At 63.7% G+C, this 21,381-nt stretch carries 16 protein-coding genes; 7 read left to right on the top strand and 9 right to left on the bottom strand.

The window, feature by feature from the left end; genetic code table 11:
* Positions 1 to 88 precede the first annotated feature (88 nt).
* The 4 genes from E7813_RS08295 to E7813_RS08280 form a co-directional block, all read right to left on the bottom strand.
* Positions 89 to 1,003 (bottom strand): methylenetetrahydrofolate reductase, encoded by a 915-nt coding sequence (locus E7813_RS08295; protein WP_291572684.1) that lies wholly within the window; start codon positions 1,001 to 1,003, stop codon positions 89 to 91.
* 22 nt (positions 1,004 to 1,025) lie between these two features.
* A complete protein-coding gene (locus E7813_RS08290) occupies positions 1,026 to 2,441 on the bottom strand; it encodes a hypothetical protein (RefSeq protein WP_291572682.1) in 1,416 nt (471 codons plus the stop codon).
* Between the two features lie 117 nt (positions 2,442 to 2,558).
* Positions 2,559 to 5,681, bottom strand: coding sequence for a CusA/CzcA family heavy metal efflux RND transporter (locus E7813_RS08285; protein ID WP_291572680.1), 3,123 nt, complete (start codon positions 5,679 to 5,681; stop codon positions 2,559 to 2,561).
* A gap of 62 nt (positions 5,682 to 5,743) precedes the next feature.
* Positions 5,744 to 6,958 (bottom strand): efflux RND transporter periplasmic adaptor subunit, encoded by a 1,215-nt coding sequence (locus E7813_RS08280; protein WP_291572702.1) that lies wholly within the window; start codon positions 6,956 to 6,958, stop codon positions 5,744 to 5,746.
* Here E7813_RS08280 and E7813_RS08275 point away from each other — a divergent pair.
* Entirely contained in the window at positions 6,881 to 7,042 is a 162-nt protein-coding gene (locus tag E7813_RS08275; RefSeq protein WP_291572706.1) for a hypothetical protein, read from the top strand. The two genes, E7813_RS08280 and E7813_RS08275, sit on opposite strands and share 78 nt — an antisense overlap.
* 87 nt (positions 7,043 to 7,129) lie before the next feature.
* On the opposite strand, the gene E7813_RS08270 is transcribed toward E7813_RS08275, so the two are convergent.
* The 4 genes from E7813_RS08270 to E7813_RS08255 all read right to left on the bottom strand — a co-directional run bounded on the left by E7813_RS08270 (position 7,130) and on the right by E7813_RS08255 (position 14,485).
* Entirely contained in the window at positions 7,130 to 8,527 is a 1,398-nt protein-coding gene (locus E7813_RS08270) for a CoA transferase (protein ID WP_291572678.1), read from the bottom strand.
* Positions 8,528 to 8,728: 201 nt separating this feature from the next.
* Positions 8,729 to 12,163 (bottom strand): error-prone DNA polymerase, encoded by a 3,435-nt coding sequence (locus tag E7813_RS08265; RefSeq protein ID WP_291572676.1) that lies wholly within the window; start codon positions 12,161 to 12,163, stop codon positions 8,729 to 8,731.
* Positions 12,160 to 13,770, bottom strand: a complete 1,611-nt coding sequence (locus tag E7813_RS08260) for a DNA polymerase Y family protein (RefSeq protein WP_291572674.1) — start codon at positions 13,768 to 13,770, stop codon at positions 12,160 to 12,162. Before E7813_RS08260 ends, E7813_RS08265 begins: the two co-directional genes overlap by 4 nt.
* Entirely contained in the window at positions 13,661 to 14,485 is an 825-nt protein-coding gene (locus E7813_RS08255) for a DNA repair protein (protein WP_291572672.1), read from the bottom strand. The genes E7813_RS08260 and E7813_RS08255 overlap by 110 nt, the downstream gene beginning before the upstream one ends.
* A 233-nt stretch (positions 14,486 to 14,718) precedes the next feature.
* On the opposite strand from E7813_RS08255, the gene E7813_RS08250 reads away from it, so the two are divergent.
* On the top strand, positions 14,719 to 15,339 hold the full coding sequence (locus E7813_RS08250; RefSeq protein ID WP_291572670.1) for a UdgX family uracil-DNA binding protein: 621 nt from the start codon (positions 14,719 to 14,721) through the stop codon (positions 15,337 to 15,339).
* 228 nt (positions 15,340 to 15,567) lie between these two features.
* Here the strand turns inward: E7813_RS08250 and E7813_RS08245 are convergent, their stop codons facing one another.
* Entirely contained in the window at positions 15,568 to 16,740 is a 1,173-nt protein-coding gene (locus E7813_RS08245; RefSeq protein WP_291572668.1) for a M20 aminoacylase family protein, read from the bottom strand.
* 190 nt (positions 16,741 to 16,930) lie between these two features.
* Here E7813_RS08245 and E7813_RS08240 point away from each other — a divergent pair, with 190 nt between their 5' ends.
* The 5 genes from E7813_RS08240 (at position 16,931) to E7813_RS08220 (ending at position 21,380) form a co-directional block, all read left to right on the top strand.
* Positions 16,931 to 18,550 (top strand): GMC family oxidoreductase N-terminal domain-containing protein, encoded by a 1,620-nt coding sequence (locus E7813_RS08240; protein WP_291572666.1) that lies wholly within the window; start codon positions 16,931 to 16,933, stop codon positions 18,548 to 18,550.
* Between the two features lie 146 nt (positions 18,551 to 18,696).
* Positions 18,697 to 19,644, top strand: coding sequence for a metallophosphoesterase (locus E7813_RS08235; protein ID WP_291572664.1), 948 nt, complete (start codon positions 18,697 to 18,699; stop codon positions 19,642 to 19,644).
* A gap of 11 nt (positions 19,645 to 19,655) precedes the next feature.
* Entirely contained in the window at positions 19,656 to 19,985 is a 330-nt protein-coding gene (locus tag E7813_RS08230; protein ID WP_291572663.1) for a cupredoxin family copper-binding protein, read from the top strand.
* Between the two features lie 88 nt (positions 19,986 to 20,073).
* Complete coding sequence (locus E7813_RS08225) at positions 20,074 to 20,634, top strand: sigma-70 family RNA polymerase sigma factor (RefSeq protein WP_291572701.1); 561 nt, start codon at positions 20,074 to 20,076, stop codon at positions 20,632 to 20,634.
* Positions 20,631 to 21,380 carry an anti-sigma factor gene (locus E7813_RS08220; RefSeq protein WP_291572661.1) on the top strand — a complete coding sequence of 250 codons (750 nt, stop codon included), beginning with the start codon at positions 20,631 to 20,633 and terminating at the stop codon, positions 21,378 to 21,380. The genes E7813_RS08225 and E7813_RS08220 overlap by 4 nt, the downstream gene beginning before the upstream one ends.
* Position 21,381 lies beyond the last annotated feature (1 nt).

Raw genomic sequence — 21,381 nt, 5'->3', positions numbered from 1 at the left:
GGACGACGCAGTCTGTTGTGCATTCGTATTCATCGGACTCAGGAGGCGCTCATGTTGCCGGGCCGAAAAAGTGCTGTCCGGCGCGGCTTCACGGCTTTTGAGGGTCGGCGTCCGAACAAGCCGCGCGCTGCGTTTGCGCAATCGCTTGCTGGACGTAAGCGCGTAACCAGTCGCCGGACTTGCGCAACCCGCCGAATGGAAACAGGTGAAACCCGGCGATCGACGCCGTCGCAGCCGCCGGCGCAGAGCGCAGACCGCGCATGACATCGTCGGGCCCGGTATCGGTCAACAGGCGCCCGAAACGGCCGATCTGGCTGCGCAGCGACCGCATCGAATTGCCGACGCCACAGCGCAGCGCGAATTTCGTCAACGTGGCTGGGGTTGCCGGACCGGCAAGACCGACGATCACGGGAAGACCGGTTCCGCTCGCATCGAGTTCGCCGATCCACCCCAGGATCGGCGCGCTCTCGAAGCAAAATTGCGTCATGACATCGACGTGGATGCTGGTTCGGCGTCCCCAGTCGCGCCATGCCCGCAATACCCCGATGGCGTCGGCCGCTTCCAGATAGGGATGGCCTTCGGGATGCCCGGCCACGCTCAACGAGGTGATGCCGTGCGCCTCGATCAATTCGCTGGCGCCGATATCGCTGCTCGACTTGAACGGGCCTTTGGCGCGCGCGACATCGCCGGCGACCAAAAGCACGCGCGTGACATCGGCTTCCCCGCGCGCCCGCGCCAGAAAATCGTCGAGCGCATCGCGCGAGGAGATTTCGCGCGCGGCGATATGCGGAACCGGGTTGAAGCCCGCCGCGCGCAGCTCGGTTGCGGTGTCGACGTTGAGGCGATAATTGTCGCCGGGCAGGAAAGTGATCGTCACATCCGTGCCCGGAGGGAAATTATCCCGCAATTCCTGCAACTGATGCCCGCGCGACGAGATTTCGACAGAGGCCGACGACAACAGCACCGTGAGTTCGGCTGACGAAACAAGGTCGGGTGCGGTCAAGAGCTCATTCCCGGATCACGTCTCACGCGCGGCGGCGCGAAATCACGTAAGTTTCGTCGTTGAACCACAAACCGCCGTGCTTTTTCAGCACCCGGTCGGTGGCTTCCAGATAGCGGCCATCGCGGACCACCTCAGACAGCCTGACATCCTCGATCTGCGCGACGTAGATCGCGGCATTCCAGGCGGCGAACAGCGTCGAGGTTCCGATCGGGCCGCTCACCTCGTCGGGGAGCGTGTGCATGCGATAGCGGAAGATCGAGCGGGCATCGGACGATGCATTGAAATTGTAGTGCCGTGCCGCGGTGCCGAGCTCGTGCTTGACCTGCCGCAGGATGGCATGACGGTCCGACGTGAACGGGTTGTCGCCGGGCCAGACCCCCTCGATGATCTCCATCCCCGGATCGTCGCCGTGCGAATGGATGCCGATTAGCCGGCCGCCCGGCCGCAACGACCGGACCAGCGGCGCCACCACCTTCGATGCCTTGAATTCGACGCTCGCCCGCGCGCGATAGGGCTGCGAGGCAATGACCAGATCGTAGTCGGCCATCACGCGTCCCGGCCGCGGCATGATCGGATCGAGCAGGAAGGAGTGGTCCTCGCGCCGCAATGTCAGGACGATCGGGCGCTGATAGACCGGATTGCCGGTGGTCGGGCTGATCCCGGCACGCCAGTTTTCGGCGAGAAAACCTTCGAGCTCGCCGATCTGCTCGGCAAAACCGTGCGCGGTATTGCCTGACAGCGCGACATCCTTCCAGATCAGGCCCTGCGCCGACGTCACGGAACGCGGCGTCAGCCATGGCGCCTCGGCGTAATACAGATTGGTGATGACCAGCACCGTGGCGGGATGTTCGAACAGGCGGTCCGCCATCTTTTCGAGCATCAGCCGCACGTCCTCGTAACTGATTTCCTTAGCGACGACATAGAGCGGCATGGTCGGGAAACGCGCGTGCAACGACCGCATCACGCGCGACAGCACGGTACCGTCGCCGACACCGGCATCGAAGATCCGAAGCGCCGGCGGCGACGGCTGCAGGTTGCCGAGTTCGAGGGAAATCCGGCTGGCGACGTCGGTCTTCTCGCTGCAGGTCGAAACAAACAGCAGGTATTTCTGGCGGTTGTCGAAGAAGCGGAAGCCGGCCGGCTGCACCTCGCTCGCAGCCACAGCGCCGTTGACCGCCTTTACGGCCGGCAGCGGCTTGCTCCGCGCCGCCACTGACGCCGTGCGATACTCCGACAGGTAAGCGCGGACCTTGTCGAGGGTGCCCGTGGTGATCTTGGCGCCGTCGCGCAACCGCGATACCAGCTTGCCGTCGTTGACCGCGAGCCGCCCGAAGGTGGATTCGGCGGTTTGCGTGGCACGGCAATAATCCCTGATCTCACCGAGAATCTGATCGGCGGTCCTGGCGGTGGTCCGACCCTGGTGTTCCCCGGTCCGCATGGCGATTTCTCCTGCGGTTTTCGTTCCCTTTGGCGCCAATCAAGGGACGGCCGTCAGGTTGCGTCAACCACAATCGGAGTGGGCAATAGCTATGGGCACGTGCCCACAGCCATTTGCCTATCGCGCCCGGCGCGAGAAGAAGGAGATCAGGACCGGCAAGGTCACGAGAATGACCAGCGGCGCCAGCATCATGCCGGTGACCACGACGACCGCGAGCGGCTTCTGCACCTGCGATCCGATTCCCGTCGACAGCGCCGCCGGCAGCAGTCCGACGCCGGCGACCACGCAGGTCATCAGCACCGGACGAAGCTGCAACTCGCCGGTGCGGATCACGGCCTGCACCCGGTCAAACCCTTCGTCGATCAGTTGATTGAACTGCGACAGGATGATGATGCCGTCCATCACCGCGATGCCGAACAGCGCGATAAACCCGATCGCCGCGGACACGCTGAACGGAATGCCCGTTATCAGCAGGCCCAGCACGCCGCCGAAGATCGCCATCGGGATCACGCTCATCGCCAGCAGCGTGTCGGCCATCGAGCCGAAATTGAACCACAGCAGCACTGCGATCAGCGTCAGGCTGATCGGCACCACGATCGACAGCCGCCTGATGGCGTCCTGCAGGTTGCCGAACTCGCCGACCCATTCCAGCCGCGACCCCGGCGGCAACTTGACCTGCGCGGCGACCTTTGCCTGTGCTTCCCTGACCGCGCCGCCGAGATCGCGTTCGCGCACCGAGAACTTGATCGGCAGATAGCGTTCCTGCTGTTCGCGGTAGATGTAGGCTGCGCCGGAGACGAGCTTGATCGAGGCAACTTCGCTCAGGGGTATCTGCGTGATGGTGCCGTTGGGGCCCGCGGCGCCGATCCGCAAATTCTGGATCGCCTCGGCGCTCTTGCGATATTCCGGCGCCAGACGGACGATGATCGGAAAATGCCGGTCGCTGCCCGGCTCATAGAGATCGCCGGCGGTGTCGCCGCCGATCGCCACCTTGATGGTGGCGTTGATGTCTCCCGGCGCCAGCCCGTAACGGGCCGCCTTGGCGCGATCGATGTCGATCTGGATGGTGGGTTGGCCGAGCGAGGTGAATACCGCCAGGTCGGTGATGCCCTGCACGGTCGAAAGGACAGACTTGATCTTGTTGGCGGTGTCGGTGAGTGCCTGCAAGTCGTTGCCATACAGCTTGATCGAGTTCTCGCCCTTTACGCCCGATACGGCCTCGGACACGTTGTCCTGGAGGTACTGGGAGAAATTGAACTCGACGCCGGGAAACTTGTCCTGCAGCTTCGACAGCATTTGCGCGGTGAGTTCTTCCTTGTCATGGGTATCGGGCCATTCGCCGGCCGGCTTTAGCGGCGCAAAGAATTCGGCATTGAAAAAACCGGCGGCGTCGGTGCCATCGTCGGGACGGCCGTGTTGCGACACCACCGCTTCGACCTCGGGAAAGCTGCGGATGGTCTTGCGCATCTCGTTGACGTAGGCGTTGCCCTCCTCGAGCGAGACGGTCGGCGGCAGGGTCGCGCGAATCCACAGATTGCCTTCCTCGAGCTTGGGCAGGAATTCGAGACCGAGCAGGCGGGTACCGACGATGGTCATGACGACCAGCCCGGCGGCGGCGGCCATCACCAGTTTTCGATTGTCGACCGCCCAGGCCAGCACCGGCGCGTAGAGCCGGTGCAGCAAAGCGACGATGCGGGTGTCGGTCTCGTGAATGTGCGACGGCAGGACGATGGCGCTCAAGGCCGGGGTGATCGTGAAGGTCGCCAGCAGGCCGCCGGCCAGCGCGTAGGCGTAGGTCCGCGCCATCGGCCCGAAGATGTTGCCCTCGACGCCGCTCAGCGTGAACAGCGGCAGGAACGCGGCGATGATGATGGCGGCGGCAAAGAAGATCGACCGCGACACGTCGGCGGCGGCGCTGAGGATGGCATGGCTTTTCATGCCCATCGTGGTCTCGGTGGAAATATGGCTTTGCTCGGCCTCCGAAAGTGCCGTGGTTTGCGACAGCCGCCGGAAGATCGCCTCCACCATGATCACGGTGGCATCGACGATCAACCCGAAGTCGATCGCGCCGACCGACAATAGATTGGCGGATTCACCGCGCAGCACCAGGATGATGACGGCGAAAAACAGCGCGAACGGAATCGTGGCGCCGACGATCAGCGCGCTCCTGAGATCACCGAGGAAAATCCACTGCAGCAACACGATCAGGAGAATGCCGACCACCATGTTGTGCAGCACGGTCGCGGTGGTGATGTCGATCAGATCCTTGCGGTCGTAGATCCGTTCGATCCGTACCCCCGGCGGCAGTATCGAGGAATTGTTGATCGAGGCGACCAGTTCTTCGACACGGCGAATGGTCGGCGAGCTTTGCTCGCCGCGCCGCATCAGCACGATCCCCTCCACGATGTCGTTATCCTGATCGAGGCCGGCGATGCCAAGCCGCGGCTTCTCGCCGACGGTCACGGTGGCGACGTCCTTGACCAGCACCGGATTGCCGGCGCTCTGCGAGACCATGGTGCTGGCGAGATCGTCGATCGAGCGGATCAGGCCGACGCCGCGCACCACCGCCGACTGGGTGCCGATATTGACGGTATTGCCGCCGACATTGATGTTGGAATTGCTGACGGCCTGCAACAATTGCGGCAGCGTCAGGCCGTTGGCGATCAGCTTGTTGAAATCGACCTGCAATTCGTAGGTCTTGGTCTTGCCGCCCCAGCCGGTGACGTCGATCACGCCGGGCACGGCGCGAAAGCGCCGCTGCAAGACCCAGTCCTGCAGCGTCTTGAGGTCGAGCACGCTGTAGTTCGGCGGTCCGACCAGCCGGTAGCGGTAGATTTCACCGATGGCGCTGAGCGGCGAAATTCCGGGCTGCACATTGCCCGGCAGCGGCGCTATTTGCGACAACCGGTTCAGCACCTGCTGCAGCGCCTCGTCGTAGGTGTAATCGAACGAGAACTGCAGCTTCACGTCCGACAATCCGTACAGCGAAATGGTACGAATCGTATTGAGGTTCTTGATGCCCGAGACCTGGGTCTCGATCGGAATGGTGATGTAGCGTTCGATTTCCTCGGACGACAACCCCGGACTCTGCGTCACCACGTCGACCATCGGCGGTGTCGGATCGGGATAGGCTTCGATATTGAGCTGCTTGAACGCGAGCAGGCCGCCGATCATCACGACGACTAACAGGCCCACCATCAAATAGCGGCGGCTGACAGCGATGGCGACGAGGCGGTCCATTCAGATCGAAGCTTTCAATAGGCTGGACTCAACAGGCCGGACTCGAACATACGGGGACTGGGTTAGGTGCCGGATGCGGCGCGATCGATGAACAGGCTGCCCTTGGTAACGATCTGCTCGCCGGGTTTCAGATCGCCGCGCACCTCGACGAGGTCGCCATTGGTGAGGCCGGTCTTGATCTGGCGAAGTTCGATCGACTTGTCGTCGTGCGCGACCCAGACCCGGACCTGATCGCCCTCGTAGATCAGCGCCTGCTTCGGCACGCCAACCGCCGGATGATCGTCGGCGGAATAGATCGTCACATTGGCGAACATTTCCGGCTTCAGCAGGCCATCCTTGTTGTCCACGGTGGCGCGAACCAGAAGCCGGCGTGTCGCGGGATCGATCGCAGCTGAAACGTAACCGATGCGAACCTTGAGATCGCGGCCGGGCAATGCCAGCACGTTGAAGGAGATTTCCTGCCCCACCGATACCGCTGAGGCGTCGGTCTCGCGAACGAAGGCGATCAGCCACACGGTGGAGAGATCGCCGATCACGAATACCGGATCGCTGGCGCCGGCGTTGACATATTGCCCGGGGCCGACCTTGCGCTGGACCACGGTGCCGGCGATCGGCGCGAAGATCGTGGTCTCCGGGTTGATGCGGCCTTTTTCCTGAAACAACGCGATCGCTTCATCGCTGAGGCCGAGGATGCGAAGCCGGTTGCGCGCCGCCTCCAGCGCGGTTTGCGACGAGCGCAGGTCGTTCTGCGCCTGGATCAGGGTAGCCTGGGTCTGCTGATAATCCTTCAGCGGAACCGCCCTGCCCTCGAACAGATCCTTGGCGCGCTTGTTCTGCAACTGTGCCAGATCGAGCGCCGACTGGGCCTTGTTCAAACCGGTCAGGGCGGTGACGAAATCGTTCTGCGCCTGCACGGTATCGGCGGCCTCGATCACGAACAGCGGCTGAGCCTGCGCGACGGTATCGCCCGGCCGCGCCAGGAGCTTGGTGACCCGGCCGGCATAGGGCGAGAACACCGGCGTCGAGCGGTCCTCATCGACCGCGATCTTGCCTTCGGTGACATGCTCGGCGCGGAACACGTGTTCGACCGCGGGCTCGGTGGTCAGGCTGGCCCATTCGGCCGGGGTCGGGGTATAGCGCTGCAGCCCCTTGCGGGACTGGCTCGACAGGTCGGAATTGCCCGGCGGTGCCCGGCCAAAATGCACGAAGCCAAACAAGGCTGCGCCGGCGACAACCAAAAGAGCCGCGCCAACGGCGAGTTGTTTTCGGTTAAGCATCTGCAATTGTTTGGTAAATTCCGACAGCATGAGCCCAGCCAAATCGGCGATGATTCCGGCGCGATTGCCGCATCGGCGCGCTAATAGTGCCCAATTGATGTTTCAAACAACCTAAAAATGCCGATGGGACGGGCGTTTAGAATTAATATTTTGAAAGACCGGCGCGATCCCTCAACTCCGAACCGGCCATTGCGGCGGGTGGCTGCCGAGCGGCATCGCCGGGCGCGCCCAGAAGGCCGGCGTTTGCGATAGCCGGGCCGAATGGCTGACCGAGCGCAGCGGACCGAAGCCCGAGGGGATCTCCTCGATGAAGGGTCTTATGGTTTCGCCCGTCAAATCCTCGGTCTTGAAGCCGTCGGCGACGCGGCCGAGATGCCACAGCCACCGCCCGGTCTGCGCCAGCGACACGCGGACGTGCCAGCTACCGCCTTCGCGCGACTGGCGCGCCTTCGCCATCATCGCGCCGAAGGCCATCAGATATCCGGTGGCGTGATCGAGCATTTGCGCTGGCAATTCCTTCGGGCCGTCGACGCCGGCGGCCTTTCCTTCGGCATGATTGAAACCGGTCGTGGTCTGCACCAGCGAGTCGAAACCGCGGCGTTGCGCCCATGGCCCGGCATGGCCATAGGCCGACAGCGAGACGTAGACGATGCCGGGATTGATCCTTGCGGCCTCCTCGGGCGAGAAACCGAATGCCGCGATGGCGCGCGGACGATAGCCTTGCGAGAAGATATCCGCGCCGGCCAGCAGATCGCGCAAGCATTCGCGCCCCTGCTCGCTTTTGAGTTCGACAAAACTCGTTAGCTTGCCGCGCCCGGTATCGATGGTGAGCCACGGGATATCGGGCAGATCGGGACCCGAGATCAACAGAACATCGGCGCCGTGAACGGCCAGCGTCCGTCCCGCGACGGGGCCGGCGATCACCCGCGACAGATCGAGCACGCGAACCCCGGCCAGCGAACGATCGCCGGCCGGCCAGGGCTTGGGGGCAGCCTCGCCGATTTTCTCGATCGAGACCGGTGGCAGTGCAGCCAGCGCCTGGGCATGCGGAAGCGCCGACCATTCGTCATGCGAGCGCATCATCGCCACCACGCCGCCGGCGGCATAGGCCGCGGTTTCGAACGGCTCGGCGTCCCATCGCATCAAGGCGGCCTGAACTTCGTCGCGCTCCGGCTTGCAGTTGAGCACCTGGCAGACGGCGTCGCGGTGATGGCGAAAATTGGTGTGCAGCCGCACGAAGCGGCGGTCGCGGGTCTTGTAGATTCCGGCGATGGCGTCCCAGGCCGGAGGCGGCGGCTTGCCGTCGACGCGCAAATAACGCTCGCTGCGGCATTCGACCACGGCATGGCGCATGTCGACCGCAACGTCCTGGGATTGACCGCTGCGCAGCTTCCAGATTTGCGCGGCGGCCAATCCCGCCGCGGCGATGCTGGCCTGGGCTGCTGCGGCAACGCGGAACGACGACGGCAATTGCGGCTCTTCGCCGGTCAGCTTGACGGCGTCGAGCGCGGACGGCTCGCCACCGGCGACCGTCCAGAGTTGGCCAAGGATTTCGCGGGGGCTTTGCATGGGGGTTTCCTTGAGAGCGTTCGACGTTATATCACCAACCGTCATCATCCGCGAAAGCGGATGATCCAGTACTCCGTGACGTCTCGGTCAATTTCAGACGGCACGGCGTACTGGATACCCGCCGGAGCCTGTCGTCGGGCGCGCATTCGCGCGACCCGATGGCGGGTATGACAATGGAAGACGGTGCGCGCGCAGTGCTGCTCAATGAAAATCCCGCGATGCCGGCAGGATCCGCACGTTGCGCGGATGGCGGATTTTCTGCGCCGGATTTTCCGGGTGGTCGCGGCGGTCGTCATTGAGCGGTGTGCCGTAAGGCAGCACGCGCTTGCGGGCGAATGCGTCGTCGGCAAGGTTGGTCAAATCGCGGGAGCGATCGAACAATCTTTCGGCGACCAGGTGCGTCACCTGCTCCGGACTGCTCTGGATATAGCCCTCGACCAGGATAAGCCGCGCGCCCATTACCTCTTTGCGAAACTGCGTCATCACCTTCGGCCACACCACGATATTGGCGATGCCGGTTTCGTCCTCCAGCGTCATGAACACCACGCCATGGGCACTGCCCGGACGCTGCCGCACCAGCACGACGCCGGCGCAACGCACCCGTTGTTTGTCGTTGGCATGGCAAACCGCCTCGCAGGCGACGACGCGTTCTTTGGTGAACATCGGCCGCAGGAATTCCATCGGGTGACCCTTCAGCGACAGCCGGATGGTCTGATAATCGGCCACCACCTGTTCCGGCAGCGGCATCAGCGGCAACGGCCGCGCATGCTCGTCGGGCTGTTCGCGCGCGGCGGCGATTTCAAACAGCGGCAGCGGGATGTCGTCCGGCAACCGCCGCACCGCCCACAATGCGGCGCGGCGGTCGAGCCCGATGGAGCGAAACGCATCGGCATCCGCCAGCAGGATCAGCGCGCGTTTCGGCAATCCGGTATCGCGGGCGAAATCCTCCAGTGAGGTGAACGGCCGCCGCTGCCGTGCGGCGACGATGCGCTCGGCCCAGTCGGTCTCACCATCATTCCGGGGCGCGCCTCTTGGCGTGAACCCGGAATCCATACTCCCGATCGCGGCTATGGATTCCAGGCCTGCGCCCAACGGCGCATCCCGGAATGACCGTCGTGAGACCTTCAACCGTTCTTCATCAGGATCGGTCCATGCGAAACCGTCGATCTGGCGAAAGCCGAGCCGCAACGCGTGATACTTCCCGCCTGGCTCCTCCAGCGTGTTCTGCGCATGGCTGAACGAGACATCGATCTGGCGCACCTCGACGCCATTCTTGCGCGCATCGCCGACGATCTGCGCCGGGGCATAGAAACCCATCGGCTGCGAATTCAATAATCCGCAGCAGAACGCATCGGGGTGAAAATGCTTCAGCCATGACGAGACATAGACCAGTTGGGCAAAACTCGCGGCATGGCTTTCCGGAAAACCGTAGCTGCCGAATCCCTTGATCTGGTTGAAACAGTTGTTGGCGAATTCGGGATCGTAGCCGCGCCGGATCATGTTGCCGACCATCTTGGATTCGAATTTTCCGATGGTGCCGAGATTGCGGAACGTCGCCATGGCGCGGCGCAGCCCGTTGGCCTCTTCGGAGGTGAATTCCGCAGCCTCGATCGCGATCCGCATCGCCTGTTCCTGGAACAGCGGCACGCCGAGCGTCTTGTGCAGGACGTTTTTGAGTTCGTCCTTGTTGCCCCCCTTCGGGTAGGGATATTCGATATCCTTAGGGTTCATTTTCCGCCGCTTCAGGTATGGATGCACCATGTCGCCCTGGATCGGGCCGGGCCGGACAATGGCGACTTCGATGACGAGATCGTAAAACGTCCGCGGCTTCAGGCGCGGCAACATGTTCATCTGCGCGCGGCTTTCGACCTGGAATACGCCGATGGATTCGCCCCTCTGCAGCATTTGATAAACTTCGTCGTCGTCCTTTGACTTGATGTCGGCGAGTTCGTAGCGCTTAGCCTTGTGGTCCGCGATCAGGTCGAAGCATTTGCGGATACAGGTCAGCATCCCCAGCGCCAGCACATCGACCTTCATCATGTTCAGGGCGTCGACATCGTCCTTGTCCCATTCGATGAAGGTGCGGTCGTCCATCGCGGCATTGCCGATCGGCACATAGCTGTCGAGCCGGTCCTGCGTCAGCACATAGCCGCCGACATGCTGCGACAGGTGCCGCGGAAATTCGATCAGTTCGGTCGCCAGCGCCACCGCGCGCTGGATCACGGGGTTGTGCGGATCGAGCCCCGCCTGCCGGACCTGCATCTCGTCGAGGCCATCGCCCCAGCTTCCCCACACCGTATCGGCCAGCAGCGCGGTGACGTCTTCCGTCAGCCCCAGCGCCTTACCGACATCGCGGATCGCGCTGCGCGGCCGGTAATGGATGACGGTGGCGATAACAGCAGCGCGGTGGCGGCCGTAACGGCGATAGACATATTGCATCACCTCCTCGCGCCGCGAATGCTCGAAGTCGACGTCGATGTCGGGCGGCTCCAGCCGTTCTTTGGAAATAAAACGCTCGAACAACAGGTCGACCTTGGTCGGATCGACCGAGGTAATGCCGAGCACATAGCACACGGCCGAATTCGCCGCCGATCCCCGGCCCTGGCACAGGATTTCCTGGCTGCGCGCGTAACAGACGATGTCGTGCACGGTCAGAAAATAATGCGCGTATTTCAGTTTCCGGATCAGGCGCAGTTCTTTATGCAAAACCTTTCTGGTTTTCGGTGAAATCCGGACCGGGAATTTCCTGTGCGCACCCGCCCATGTCAGGTCTTCCAGATGGCGCTGCGCGGTCTTGCCCGGCGGCACCGGCTCGTCGGGATACTGGTATTTGAGCTGATGAAGCGAAAAATGGATGCGGCCGGCAAACCGCATGGTTTCCGCGATCGCCTCCGGCACGTCGCGAAACAAGCGCGCCATCTCGGCCGCGGGCTTGAGATAGCGCTCGGCATTGGCCTCAAGGCGCTTGCCGACGGCATCGATATCGGTCTTCTCGCGAATGCAGGTCAGCACATCCTGCAGCGGACGCCGCACGGGATGGTGATACAGCACCTCGTTGGTCGCCAGCAGCGGCACGCGCGCCTTGGCTGCGAGGCCATGCAGCCGCGCCAGGCGGCGCCGGTCGTCGCCGCGATACAACAGACTGGCTGCAAGCCAGACGCCATCGGCTTCGCCATGCTTTAACCGATCCAGAACGGAAAGCGCTTTGGCTGTCTCGAAGCGATGCGGCAGCGTCAGAACCAGAAGCTGCCCTTGCGCGAATGCCAGGAGATCGGCGAGCACCAGATGGCATTCGCCCTTCTCGATCTTATTTGTGTCGTCGCCGCGCTTGCCGCGCGTCAGCAACTGGCAGAGCCGGCCGTAAGCTTCCCGATCGCGCGGATAGACCAGGATATCCGGCGTGCCGTCCATGAAGACGAGGCGCGAACCGACCAGAAGTTTCGGTTTGTGTTTGACCTCGGGATTGCCGAGCTCCTTGTAGGCGCGCACCACGCCGGCCAGCGTGTTGTGATCGGCAATGCCGATCACGGGAAGACGCAACTCGCTCGCCTGATGCACATAATCCTGCGGGTGCGATCCGCCGCGCAGGAACGAGAAGTTCGTGGTGATGCCGATTTCGGCATAAGGGATGTTCATGCGAACAGCCCATGCACGAACCAGTTGGCAGGCTTGGGCTTGCTCTCCTCGTTGACGAGTTCGCTGCCGTAAAGCCCGTCGCGGTAAATCCAGAAGCGCAATCCCGCCTCATCCTCGACCCGGAAATAATCGCGGGTCAGCGCCTGGCCCCCGTGCTTCCACCATTCCATGGCGATGCGCTCCGGGCCTTCCACCCGCACCACCGCATGGGTGGCGCGCCGCCAGGTGAAATGATGCGGCGGCCCGTCAGGGACCGTTGCGAACGGCACCTTGATCGGCTCGGGCTTTTCGAACAGCCGCAGCGGCCGCAGCGGCGGCTCCCCTTCCACGCGCGCGGGCCAGACCGCATGCGCGGCGGTGGCAAGATGATGTTGCGCGGATGCTGCCATCGCCGCGCGTTCCGGGATATGGGTATCCTGCGGCAGGTGCACGACCACGCGCCGTCCGCCGATGCGCGCGGCGATGCGATCGATCAATGCGGCCAGTTCGTCATTGTCGTGCACATTGGCGTCGAGATCGCGCTGCTGCTGAACCACGATTTCGGTGCGGCTGGCCGACAGCCTGACGAGATCGAAGCCGAAACCGGGATCGAGCGGATCGTTCAGGGCATCGAGCCGTTCGCGGAACAGGCGGTCGATCACCTCGGCTCGGGTCACGGGCTGCCCGGTGTCCACCACGATCGCGCGCACCACGCCATCGGTGCGGAAGAAATGAGCTTCCAGCCGCCGCGCGCCCTTGCCCTGCCGCTCCATCGCCACCACCAGCATCTGCGCCAGCCGGGATAGCGTCGCCGCTATCTCGCCTTCGGTAGAAACAGGTTCGGCAAACCGCTTCTCCACGATGTAATCCGGCAGCGGCTTGCGCGGGCTGATCGGCGCATCGCCCTGCCCCAAAGCGTGCTCCAGCAAGGTGGTAAACTTTGCTCCGAACCGCGCCGTGATCTCGTGGCGGTCGCGGAAAGCCACCTCGCCGATGGTTTTCAGGCCGGCGCGGCGCAGGCCGCGGGTGATGGTGTCGTCGGCGCCGAGCGCGAACACCGGCAGCGGCTCGATGGCTTTGGCTTCCTCGCCATCGCCGACGATGCAGCCGTCGGCACAGCGCGTCAGCGTTCGCGCGCAGATCGAGGTGCCGGCAATCGCGGCACGGACGGCAAAGCCCTGCCGCGCCAGCGCGTCGCACGCCATCCGCATCAGCACCGCCTCGCCGCCGAACAGATGAGCGCAGCCGGTGATATCGAGAAACAGGCCATGCGGGGAATCCAGCGCCACCAGCGGCGTGAAGCGGTCGCACCAGTCGGCGATGGCGTTCAGCGCGTGGGCGTCGGCGGCTTCATCGGCATCGAACACCTGCAAATGCGGACAGATGGCGCGGGCATTGGCGAGTGGCAGGCTGATCTCGAGGCCGAGATCGGCGGCGGCATCATCCAGCGCGGAAATCAGCAACGCGTTGTTTTGCCTGGCGACCACGATGCAGGGATCATCATCGCCGGAGTTTCGTTTAGCCGGCGCGGCGTTGCCGCGCGCGAACTGGCGCTTGATGCGGTCGGTGGGCAGGCGCGGCAGCCACAGGCTGAGGATACGCCGCCGGTTTGCTGAAAAGGCACTCATCACATTTCCATTCCATGATCCACCGCCCAACAGGGCCATGACGGTTGCGGACAAGCTGCGCGTCGAACAGCGGCGCGCCCCACGCCGATACGCCGGGCGGCGAATGCGCCGCGCGCACGATCCATCTGGTCTCCGCCGTGGAGGGCTGCGGCTCGGCTCCGACCCGCAGCAGCAACGCGGTGACGCCGGACATCTGCGCGGCCAATGTCAGCTTGCGGCTGGCGACGAGATCGAGCGGCCGCGCCTCGCCCCAGACTTCCAGCACCACGCTATCAAGCGCATCGCAGGCCAATGCGTCGGCGGCGGTCCGCAGCGCGGTGTCGACATCGGCGGCGCGCACCGTCACCACAAGGCGCGGATCGAGACCGAGTTCAGCCAACCCGCTCATCGACAGCGCGCCCAGTTCGATTTCGCTGAAATCCTGGCGCACCCACAGCAGCGGCCGGCGTGCCGATGCGCGCCCCGCGAGGCTTGTGTGCCCCGCGAGGCTCACACGCCCTGCAAGGCCGGCGACAAAGCCCGTCGCCACGGCCCCCTGCCGCCCGTCGGCGAACACCTCATGCACTGCGCCGGTCGCAAGACCTCCCTGCAAGGCCGCGTCCGCATCTGCATGACCGAGCGCCACCCTGCCCGGCGTCATGGCCTCGGCATGGCTTTCGATGCGCTGGATACTGCCGCGCAAGGTCGCAAGCGTGTTGGTGCGTGCGCCAGTCATGCGCCCGTTCCCTCAATGATGTCTGGACCGCTTTCCGATTTAAGGAGAACCGGAAGCTGGCCTATTTGTTCATGATATGTTCTAATATAAAGCTAACATGCCACCAAGAGTCAATCGGGATCGACGTTTAAGTTTTTCATGAGTAGAACCAATAAGTTCAAAGGAACTACCGGAATGGCTCGCGCATTCAGATTGCACATTTTGCGTGAAATTCTCGCTCCGATGAGACGCCCATGACATCCGCGTCCCGCGCCCCTCTCAAAACCTTGCGCGAGGAGGCCGCCGGCTGCCGCGCCTGTCATCTGTGGAAAGAGGCGACCCAGACCGTGTTCGGCGAGGGCCCGCAGCACGCCCGGATCATGCTGGTCGGCGAGCAGCCCGGCGACAAGGAAGACCTCGCCGGCCAGCCGTTCGTCGGACCGGCCGGCCAGATGCTCGACCGCGCGCTGGATCAAGCCGGAATTGACCGCGAGAAAGTCTATGTCACCAACGCGGTGAAACATTTCAAGTTTTTGCCCCGCGGAAAATTCCGCCTGCACCAGAAACCGAACACCGCCGAAATCAAGGCCTGCCGTCCCTGGTACGAGCGCGAACTGGCCTCGATCCGACCCCAACTGGTGGTCGCGATGGGGGCTACCGCTGCGCAAAGCGTGTTCGGCAAGATCACGCCGATCAACAAGAACCGCGGCCGGCTGATCGATCTTGAGGACGGCATCAAGGCGCTGGTGACAGTGCATCCGTCCTATCTGCTGCGGCTGCCCGACGCCGAGGCGAAGGCGCGGGAATACAAGCGCTTTGTCGATGATTTGAAGATTGCGGCTGAACTTCTGAACAAATCCACCCACGCGGCCTGACACTTGCAGCCTGACGCTTGGGGACACAGCCGCGTACCCCGCGGCTTCTTCACGCGCCTATCATATCCGTCGCGCAAAGTCCTGCCCATCCGGACAGGAGAATAAACATGAGCGACGTCGCGTTACCGGGTTCGATCGAGCCCGCCTTGCGTAGGGGACCGGACCTCGACGGCGGATTTCAGGCCCGCGCCAAAAGCGCGGGCCTTCTTGCTTTCAGTCAGGCCAATCTCACGCCGCCATCGTGTTCTCGACCAGCTTGATCCAGTACGACGTGCCGTAAACGATCGCCTCGTCGTTAAAGTTGTAGGCGGGATGATGCAGCCCGGCGCTGTCGCCATTGCCGCAGAAAATGAATGCTCCCGGGCGCGCCTCCAGCATGTAGGAGAAGTCCTCGGCGCCCATCATTGGCGGCGTCTCGCGAACATTGGCGTCGCCGGCGATCTCCTTTGCCACCTTCGTTGCGACATCGGTCTGCGCGGCATGGTTGACCGTCACCGGATAGCCACGCACGTAATCAAGTTCGATGCTGGCGCCGGTCATCTGCGCCACGCCCGCGACCACCTCGCGCACGCGTTTTTCGACCACTTCCCTCACACGCTTGGTCAGGGTGCGGACGGTGCCGTGCAACTCGGCGGTTTGCGGAATGACGTTGCGCGCATTGCCGGCGTGGAATTCGCAGATCGAAACCACCGCGGATTCCAAGGGATCGACGCTGCGCGCGACGATGGACTGCAAGGCCGTGATCAGTTGCGCGCCGACCAGAACGGAATCGATGCAGATATGCGGACGCGACGCGTGGCCGCCGTGCCCCTCGATCCGGATGTCGATGGCATCGGTCGCGGCCATGATCGGCCCCTTGCGGATCGCGAAAGAGCCCAGCGGCATTCCCGGATTGTTATGCATGCCGTAGACCTGATCGATCGCGAAGCGGTCCATCAGCCCGTCCTTGATCATCGCGGCAGCCCCAGCACCGCCCTCTTCCGCCGGCTGGAAGATCACAACCGCATCGCCGGCGAAATTGCGGGTCTCGGCGAGATAGCGGGCGGCGCCGAGCAGCATCGCGGTATGGCCGTCATGGCCGCAGGCGTGCATCAGGCCCGGTGTCTTGGATGCGTAAGGCAGATTGGTCTGCTCCTCGATCGGCAGCGCGTCCATGTCGGCGCGAAGCCCGATCACCTTGAGGTCGCCATTGCCGGCCGGCTTGCGGCCCTTGATGACGCCGACGACGCCGGTGCGGCCAAGGCCGGTGGCGACCTCGTCGCAGCCGAATTCCCGCAACCGATCCGCCACGAAGGCCGCGGTGCGATGCACGTCATAGAGCAATTCGGGATGCTCATGGATATCCCGGCGCCAGGCCTGGATATCGGGTTGCAGATCGGCGACGCGGTTAATGATGGGCATGGGGGATACTCGGGTCCGGGGGGTTAGATGCTGTTTTTGGCTTAGCACGAGCCCGCGATTTGCCCAATATCCATAAAGGGCGCCGCGGCTGGACTTGTCCCGGCCATCAACGTCTGGATAAACCAAGAAAGACGCGGGTGCCCGGCACAAAGCCGGGCATGACGACAATATCGACCGGGCGGAATTCAACATGCCGAAGCAGCTTGAGGGTGATTTCGACTATATCGTCGTCGGCGCGGGTACCGCCGGTTGCATCGTCGCCAACCGGCTCTCGGCCGATCCGACCCGCCGCGTGCTGATCCTGGAGGCCGGCGGCAACGACAACTGGATCTGGTTCCATATCCCGGTCGGCTATCTCTTCGCGATCGGCAATCCGCGCTCGGACTGGATGTTCCGGACCGAGCCGGAAGCCGGTCTCAACGGGCGCTCGCTGGCCTATCCCCGCGGCAAGGTGATCGGCGGCTCTTCCGCGATCAACGCCATGATCTCGATGCGCGGTCAGGCCGCCGACTATGATCACTGGCGTCAACTCGGCCTTAACGGCTGGGGCTATGACGACGTGCTGCCCGCGTTCCGGCGGCTGGAGGATCATTTCCTGGGCGAAAGCGAGCATCACGGCACCGGCGGCGGCTGGCGGATCGAAGCGCCGCGACTGTCCTGGGATATTCTGGATGCGGTCGGGGAAGCCGCGCAGGAAATCGGAATCCGAAAAATTCCGGATTTCAACACCGGCGACAATGAGGGCGTCGGCTATTTCCACGTCAACCAGAAGCGCGGCCGGCGCTGGTCTTCGGCGCGGGGTTTCCTGAAGCCGGTCTTGAACCGTCCCAACTTGCGGCTTGAAAAGAACGTGCTGGTCGACCGCCTGATCGTCGAGCGGGGCCGCGCCGTTGGCGTGCGTTTCATTCAAGGCGGTACAATCGTCGAAGCTCGTGCCAAGGGCGAAGTGATCCTGTGCGCCGGCTCGATCGGATCGATCCAGGTGCTGCACCGTTCCGGCATCGGTCCTGCGGACTGGCTGGCGCCGCTGGGGATCGGATGCGTGCTCGACCGCCAAGGCGTCGGACGCAATCTGCAGGATCATCTGCAGCAGCGCGCGATCTACAAGGTCGACGGCGTCCGCACCCTCAACGAGACCTACTATTCACTGATCGGTCGCGGGCTGATGGGCCTCGATTATGCCTTCCGCCGCCGCGGTCCGCTGACCATGGCGCCGTCGCAGCTCGGCATTTTCACCCGCTCGGATCCGCATCGCGAGCGCGCCAATATCCAGTTCCACGTGCAGCCGTTGTCGCTCGACAAATTCGGCGATCCGCTGCACCGCTTTCCGGCGATCACCGTCAGTGCCTGCAACCTGCAGCCGACATCGCGCGGCACCGTGCGGATTCGCTCCCGCGAGCCGGATCAGGCGCCTTCGATCGCGCCGAATTACCTGTCGACCACCGAGGACCGCGAGGTCGCCGCCGATGCGATCCGCACCACGCGGCGGCTGATGAAACAGGCGGCGCTTGCGCTGTATCACCCGCAGGAATTTTTGCCGGGACCGGCGGTCGGCGACGACGACGCATCGCTGGCCAGGGCCGCGGGCGATATCGGCACCACGATCTTCCATCCCGTCGGAACCGCGAAGATGGGCACCACCTCCGATCCGCTTGCCGTGGTCGACGAACGCTTGCGCTTCATCGGTCTTGCAGGTCTGCGTGTCGCCGACGCATCGGTGATGCCGACGATCACCTCGGGGAATACCAACACGCCGACGGCGATGATCGCCGAAAAGGGCGCGGCGATGATCCTGGAAGATTCGCGATAGGCAAAAGAAAAAGTGTGGCTGGCATGCCTTGCGGCCGGCATATCGCACCACAACGATCACGGAATCGTCATCCGTTCCGGGAATAAACCCGGCGCTTGCCCGATCAAGCCCATGGAAACCCAATCAAGGGTCCATGGAGATCTGTCATGAGCGATCACGACCATCACAATGATGACAACCCGGGTGTCAGCCGCCGTCGGGTGCTGGAATGCATGACCTGGGCGGGCACCGGCGTGCTCTGGACCATTTCCGGCGGCGTGCCCCGTTCGCTGGGACTGGTCGGGTCGGCGCAGGCGGCCGAGCCGGCGGGCCTGACGTTCCTGCAGATCAGCGACAGCCATGTCGGCTTCGACAAGCCGGCCAATCCCAACGCCCTGGGCACGCTTGAGGAAGCCATCAACAAGATCAAGTCGATGCCGATCAAGCCCTCGTTCATGATTCACACCGGCGACGTCACCCATCTGTCGAAGGCCGCCGAGTTCGACAACGCCGAACGCATCATCTCGCAGGCCAAGCTCGATGTGCATTACGTGCCGGGGGAGCACGATTTCCTCGACGAAGACGTCAAGTTCTACCGCGAGCGCTACGGCAGCGGCGCCAAGGGCGCCGGCTGGTATTCGTTCGACGCCAACGGCGTTCACTTCATCGGCCTCGTCAATGTGGTGGACCTCAAGGCCGCTGGCCTCGGCAATCTCGGCGCCGAGCAGCTTGAATGGCTGGAGCAGGACCTCAAGGGACGCTCGAAATCGACGCCGATCGTGGTGTTCGCCCATATTCCGCTGTGGACGGTCTATCCGGAGTGGGGCTGGGGCACCGAAGACGGCGCCCGCGCGCTCGATTATCTCAAGGGCTTCGGCTCGGTCACGGTGCTCAACGGCCACATCCATCAGGTGATGCAGAAGGTCGAGGGCAACGTCACCTTCCACACCGCGCGGTCGACCGCTTTCCCGCAGCCGGTACCGGGCACCGCGCCCTCGCCCGGGCCGATGAAGGTCGCCGACGACAAGCTTCGCGGCCTGCTCGGGGTTGCCAGCATCAACTTCAAGCAGGGCGAGCAGCGCCTTGCGATCATCGATACGCCGCTGCAGGGCTAAGGGAATCCGCCATGACGTTTGCAACCCTTCGCCGTCTCGGCATCCGGATCGCCGTTGCCGCGCTGCTGACTTCCCAAATGCCGGCGGCGCACTGTGCCGAGACGACGATAACGATCGACAATTTCACCTTTACGCCGGCACAGCTCACGGTGAAGGTCGGCGACACCGTGACCTGGAAAAATCACGACGACATCCCGCACACCGTGGTTTCCGCCGGCAAGTTCAGGTCGAAAACCATGGATACCGACGACAGCTATTCGTTCACCTTCACGGCGGCGGGGGAATACAAGTATTTTTGTTCGCTGCACCCGCACATGACGGGAATGGTCAAGGTTGAATAGCGCGCAAAACCAAGGCATCACAACGATGCCCGGCCGGTTGATTTCGACCGGCCGGGCACGAGCATTTTCGACAGCCGGGCAACAGGCGATGCCGGTCAACGCTTCGAACGACGATCCGGACCGGGCGCGGCGCTTTCGCGACGCCGCGCTGCCGCATCTCGACGACGTCTATACGCTGGCGCGCTATCTGCTGCGCGAGGCCGCCGACGCCGAGGACGCGGTGCAGGAATGCTATCTGCGCGCGCTGAAGCATTTCGACACTTATCGCGGGCCGGCGATGAAGCCGTGGCTGCTGGCGATCCTGCGCAATGTCTGCCGCGCCGAATTCGCGCGGCGCGCCAGTTCGCCCGCCGCCGCGCTCGACGAACTGCCCGACGATGCCGCGCCAACGCCGCTGTGGCACGAAGCGCAGGAAACGCCGGAGGCACAGGTGCTGCGCCAGCGCGACGCCTCCGCGATCCGCCGGATGGTGAGCGCACTTGCCGAGCCGTTCAGGGAGACTTTTGTGCTGCGTGAAATTCACAATCTTTCGTACCGCGAGATCGCCGATATCGTCGAGGCGCCGGTCGGCACCGTGATGTCCCGGCTCGCGCGCGCCCGCGCCTTGCTGCGATCGGCATGGACCGCGGAACAGGAGCAACCGAAATGACCTGTGACGAGGCCGAAGTCCTGCTTCACGCGCTGCTCGACGGCGAACTCGATGCCGGCCACGCGCGCGAGGTCGAAGGCCATATCGCGGGCTGCCCGCATTGCGCGGCGCTACTGGCGGACTATCGCGAGATGAGCAAGGCCGTCGCGGGCGCCGACTTGCGTCATACCGCGCCGCCGCTGCTTCGCCGCCGCATCGAGGCGTCATTGCCGCAGACGCAGGCGCCGAGCCGGCGCATGGTGCTCAGGGGCTTTGCGATGGGATCGGCGGTCTCAGCACTCGCGGCGACCGGTCTCGTCGCGATCGTGCTGCGCAACGACGACGAACAACGCATCCTGTCCGAAGTGGTCTCGGCCCATCTGCGCTCGTTGCAGGCCGGACACCTCACCGACGTGGTCTCCACCGACCAGCATACCGTAAAGCCGTGGTTCAACGGCAAGCTCGACGTGGCGCCGCCGGTTGTCGACCTCACCGCGCAGGGTTTTACCCTGATCGGCGGCCGGCTCGATTACATCGACGCCCGCGCCATCGGCGCCATCGTCTACCGCAGGCGCCAGCATGTGATCAATCTGTTCGTCGCCCAGACCGCCAGCACCGAGCGCCACGCCGCCAGGACCGAAACCATTCAGGGATTCAATATCCGGCGCTGGGGCGACCGCGGATTGAATTACTGGGCGGTCAGCGACATCGCCACCGACGAACTCAACGAGTTCGGCGAGAAGTTCGAGACGGCGACGGCAGGCTAGC

Origin of the sequence: Bradyrhizobium sp. (genome assembly GCF_004799405.1) — a bacterium.
Taxonomy (GTDB): domain Bacteria; phylum Pseudomonadota; class Alphaproteobacteria; order Rhizobiales; family Xanthobacteraceae; genus Bradyrhizobium.
Note: the sequence above shows the minus strand (reverse complement) of the source record. Positions and strands in the feature narration are given on the sequence as shown.

Excerpts from the sequence above, each read along its gene's own strand:
- E7813_RS08240 (WP_291572666.1), top strand. The coding sequence starts at position 16,931 with ATGCCGAAGCAGCTTGAGGGTGATTTCGACTATATCGTCGTCGGCGCG.
- E7813_RS08270 (WP_291572678.1), bottom strand. The coding sequence starts at position 8,527 with ATGCAAAGCCCCCGCGAAATCCTTGGCCAACTCTGGACGGTCGCCGGT.
- E7813_RS08280 (WP_291572702.1), bottom strand. The coding sequence starts at position 6,958 with ATGCTTAACCGAAAACAACTCGCCGTTGGCGCGGCTCTTTTGGTTGTC.
- E7813_RS08260 (WP_291572674.1), bottom strand. The coding sequence starts at position 13,770 with ATGAGTGCCTTTTCAGCAAACCGGCGGCGTATCCTCAGCCTGTGGCTG.
- E7813_RS08275 (WP_291572706.1), top strand. The coding sequence starts at position 6,881 with ATGCACGAAGCCAAACAAGGCTGCGCCGGCGACAACCAAAAGAGCCGC.
- E7813_RS08245 (WP_291572668.1), bottom strand. The coding sequence starts at position 16,740 with ATGCCCATCATTAACCGCGTCGCCGATCTGCAACCCGATATCCAGGCC.
- E7813_RS08265 (WP_291572676.1), bottom strand. The coding sequence starts at position 12,163 with ATGAACATCCCTTATGCCGAAATCGGCATCACCACGAACTTCTCGTTC.
- E7813_RS08290 (WP_291572682.1), bottom strand. The coding sequence starts at position 2,441 with ATGCGGACCGGGGAACACCAGGGTCGGACCACCGCCAGGACCGCCGAT.
- E7813_RS08235 (WP_291572664.1), top strand. The coding sequence starts at position 18,697 with ATGAGCGATCACGACCATCACAATGATGACAACCCGGGTGTCAGCCGC.
- E7813_RS08285 (WP_291572680.1), bottom strand. The coding sequence starts at position 5,681 with ATGGACCGCCTCGTCGCCATCGCTGTCAGCCGCCGCTATTTGATGGTG.
- E7813_RS08255 (WP_291572672.1), bottom strand. The coding sequence starts at position 14,485 with ATGACTGGCGCACGCACCAACACGCTTGCGACCTTGCGCGGCAGTATC.
- E7813_RS08225 (WP_291572701.1), top strand. The coding sequence starts at position 20,074 with ATGCCGGTCAACGCTTCGAACGACGATCCGGACCGGGCGCGGCGCTTT.
- E7813_RS08220 (WP_291572661.1), top strand. The coding sequence starts at position 20,631 with ATGACCTGTGACGAGGCCGAAGTCCTGCTTCACGCGCTGCTCGACGGC.
- E7813_RS08230 (WP_291572663.1), top strand. The coding sequence starts at position 19,656 with ATGACGTTTGCAACCCTTCGCCGTCTCGGCATCCGGATCGCCGTTGCC.
- E7813_RS08250 (WP_291572670.1), top strand. The coding sequence starts at position 14,719 with ATGACATCCGCGTCCCGCGCCCCTCTCAAAACCTTGCGCGAGGAGGCC.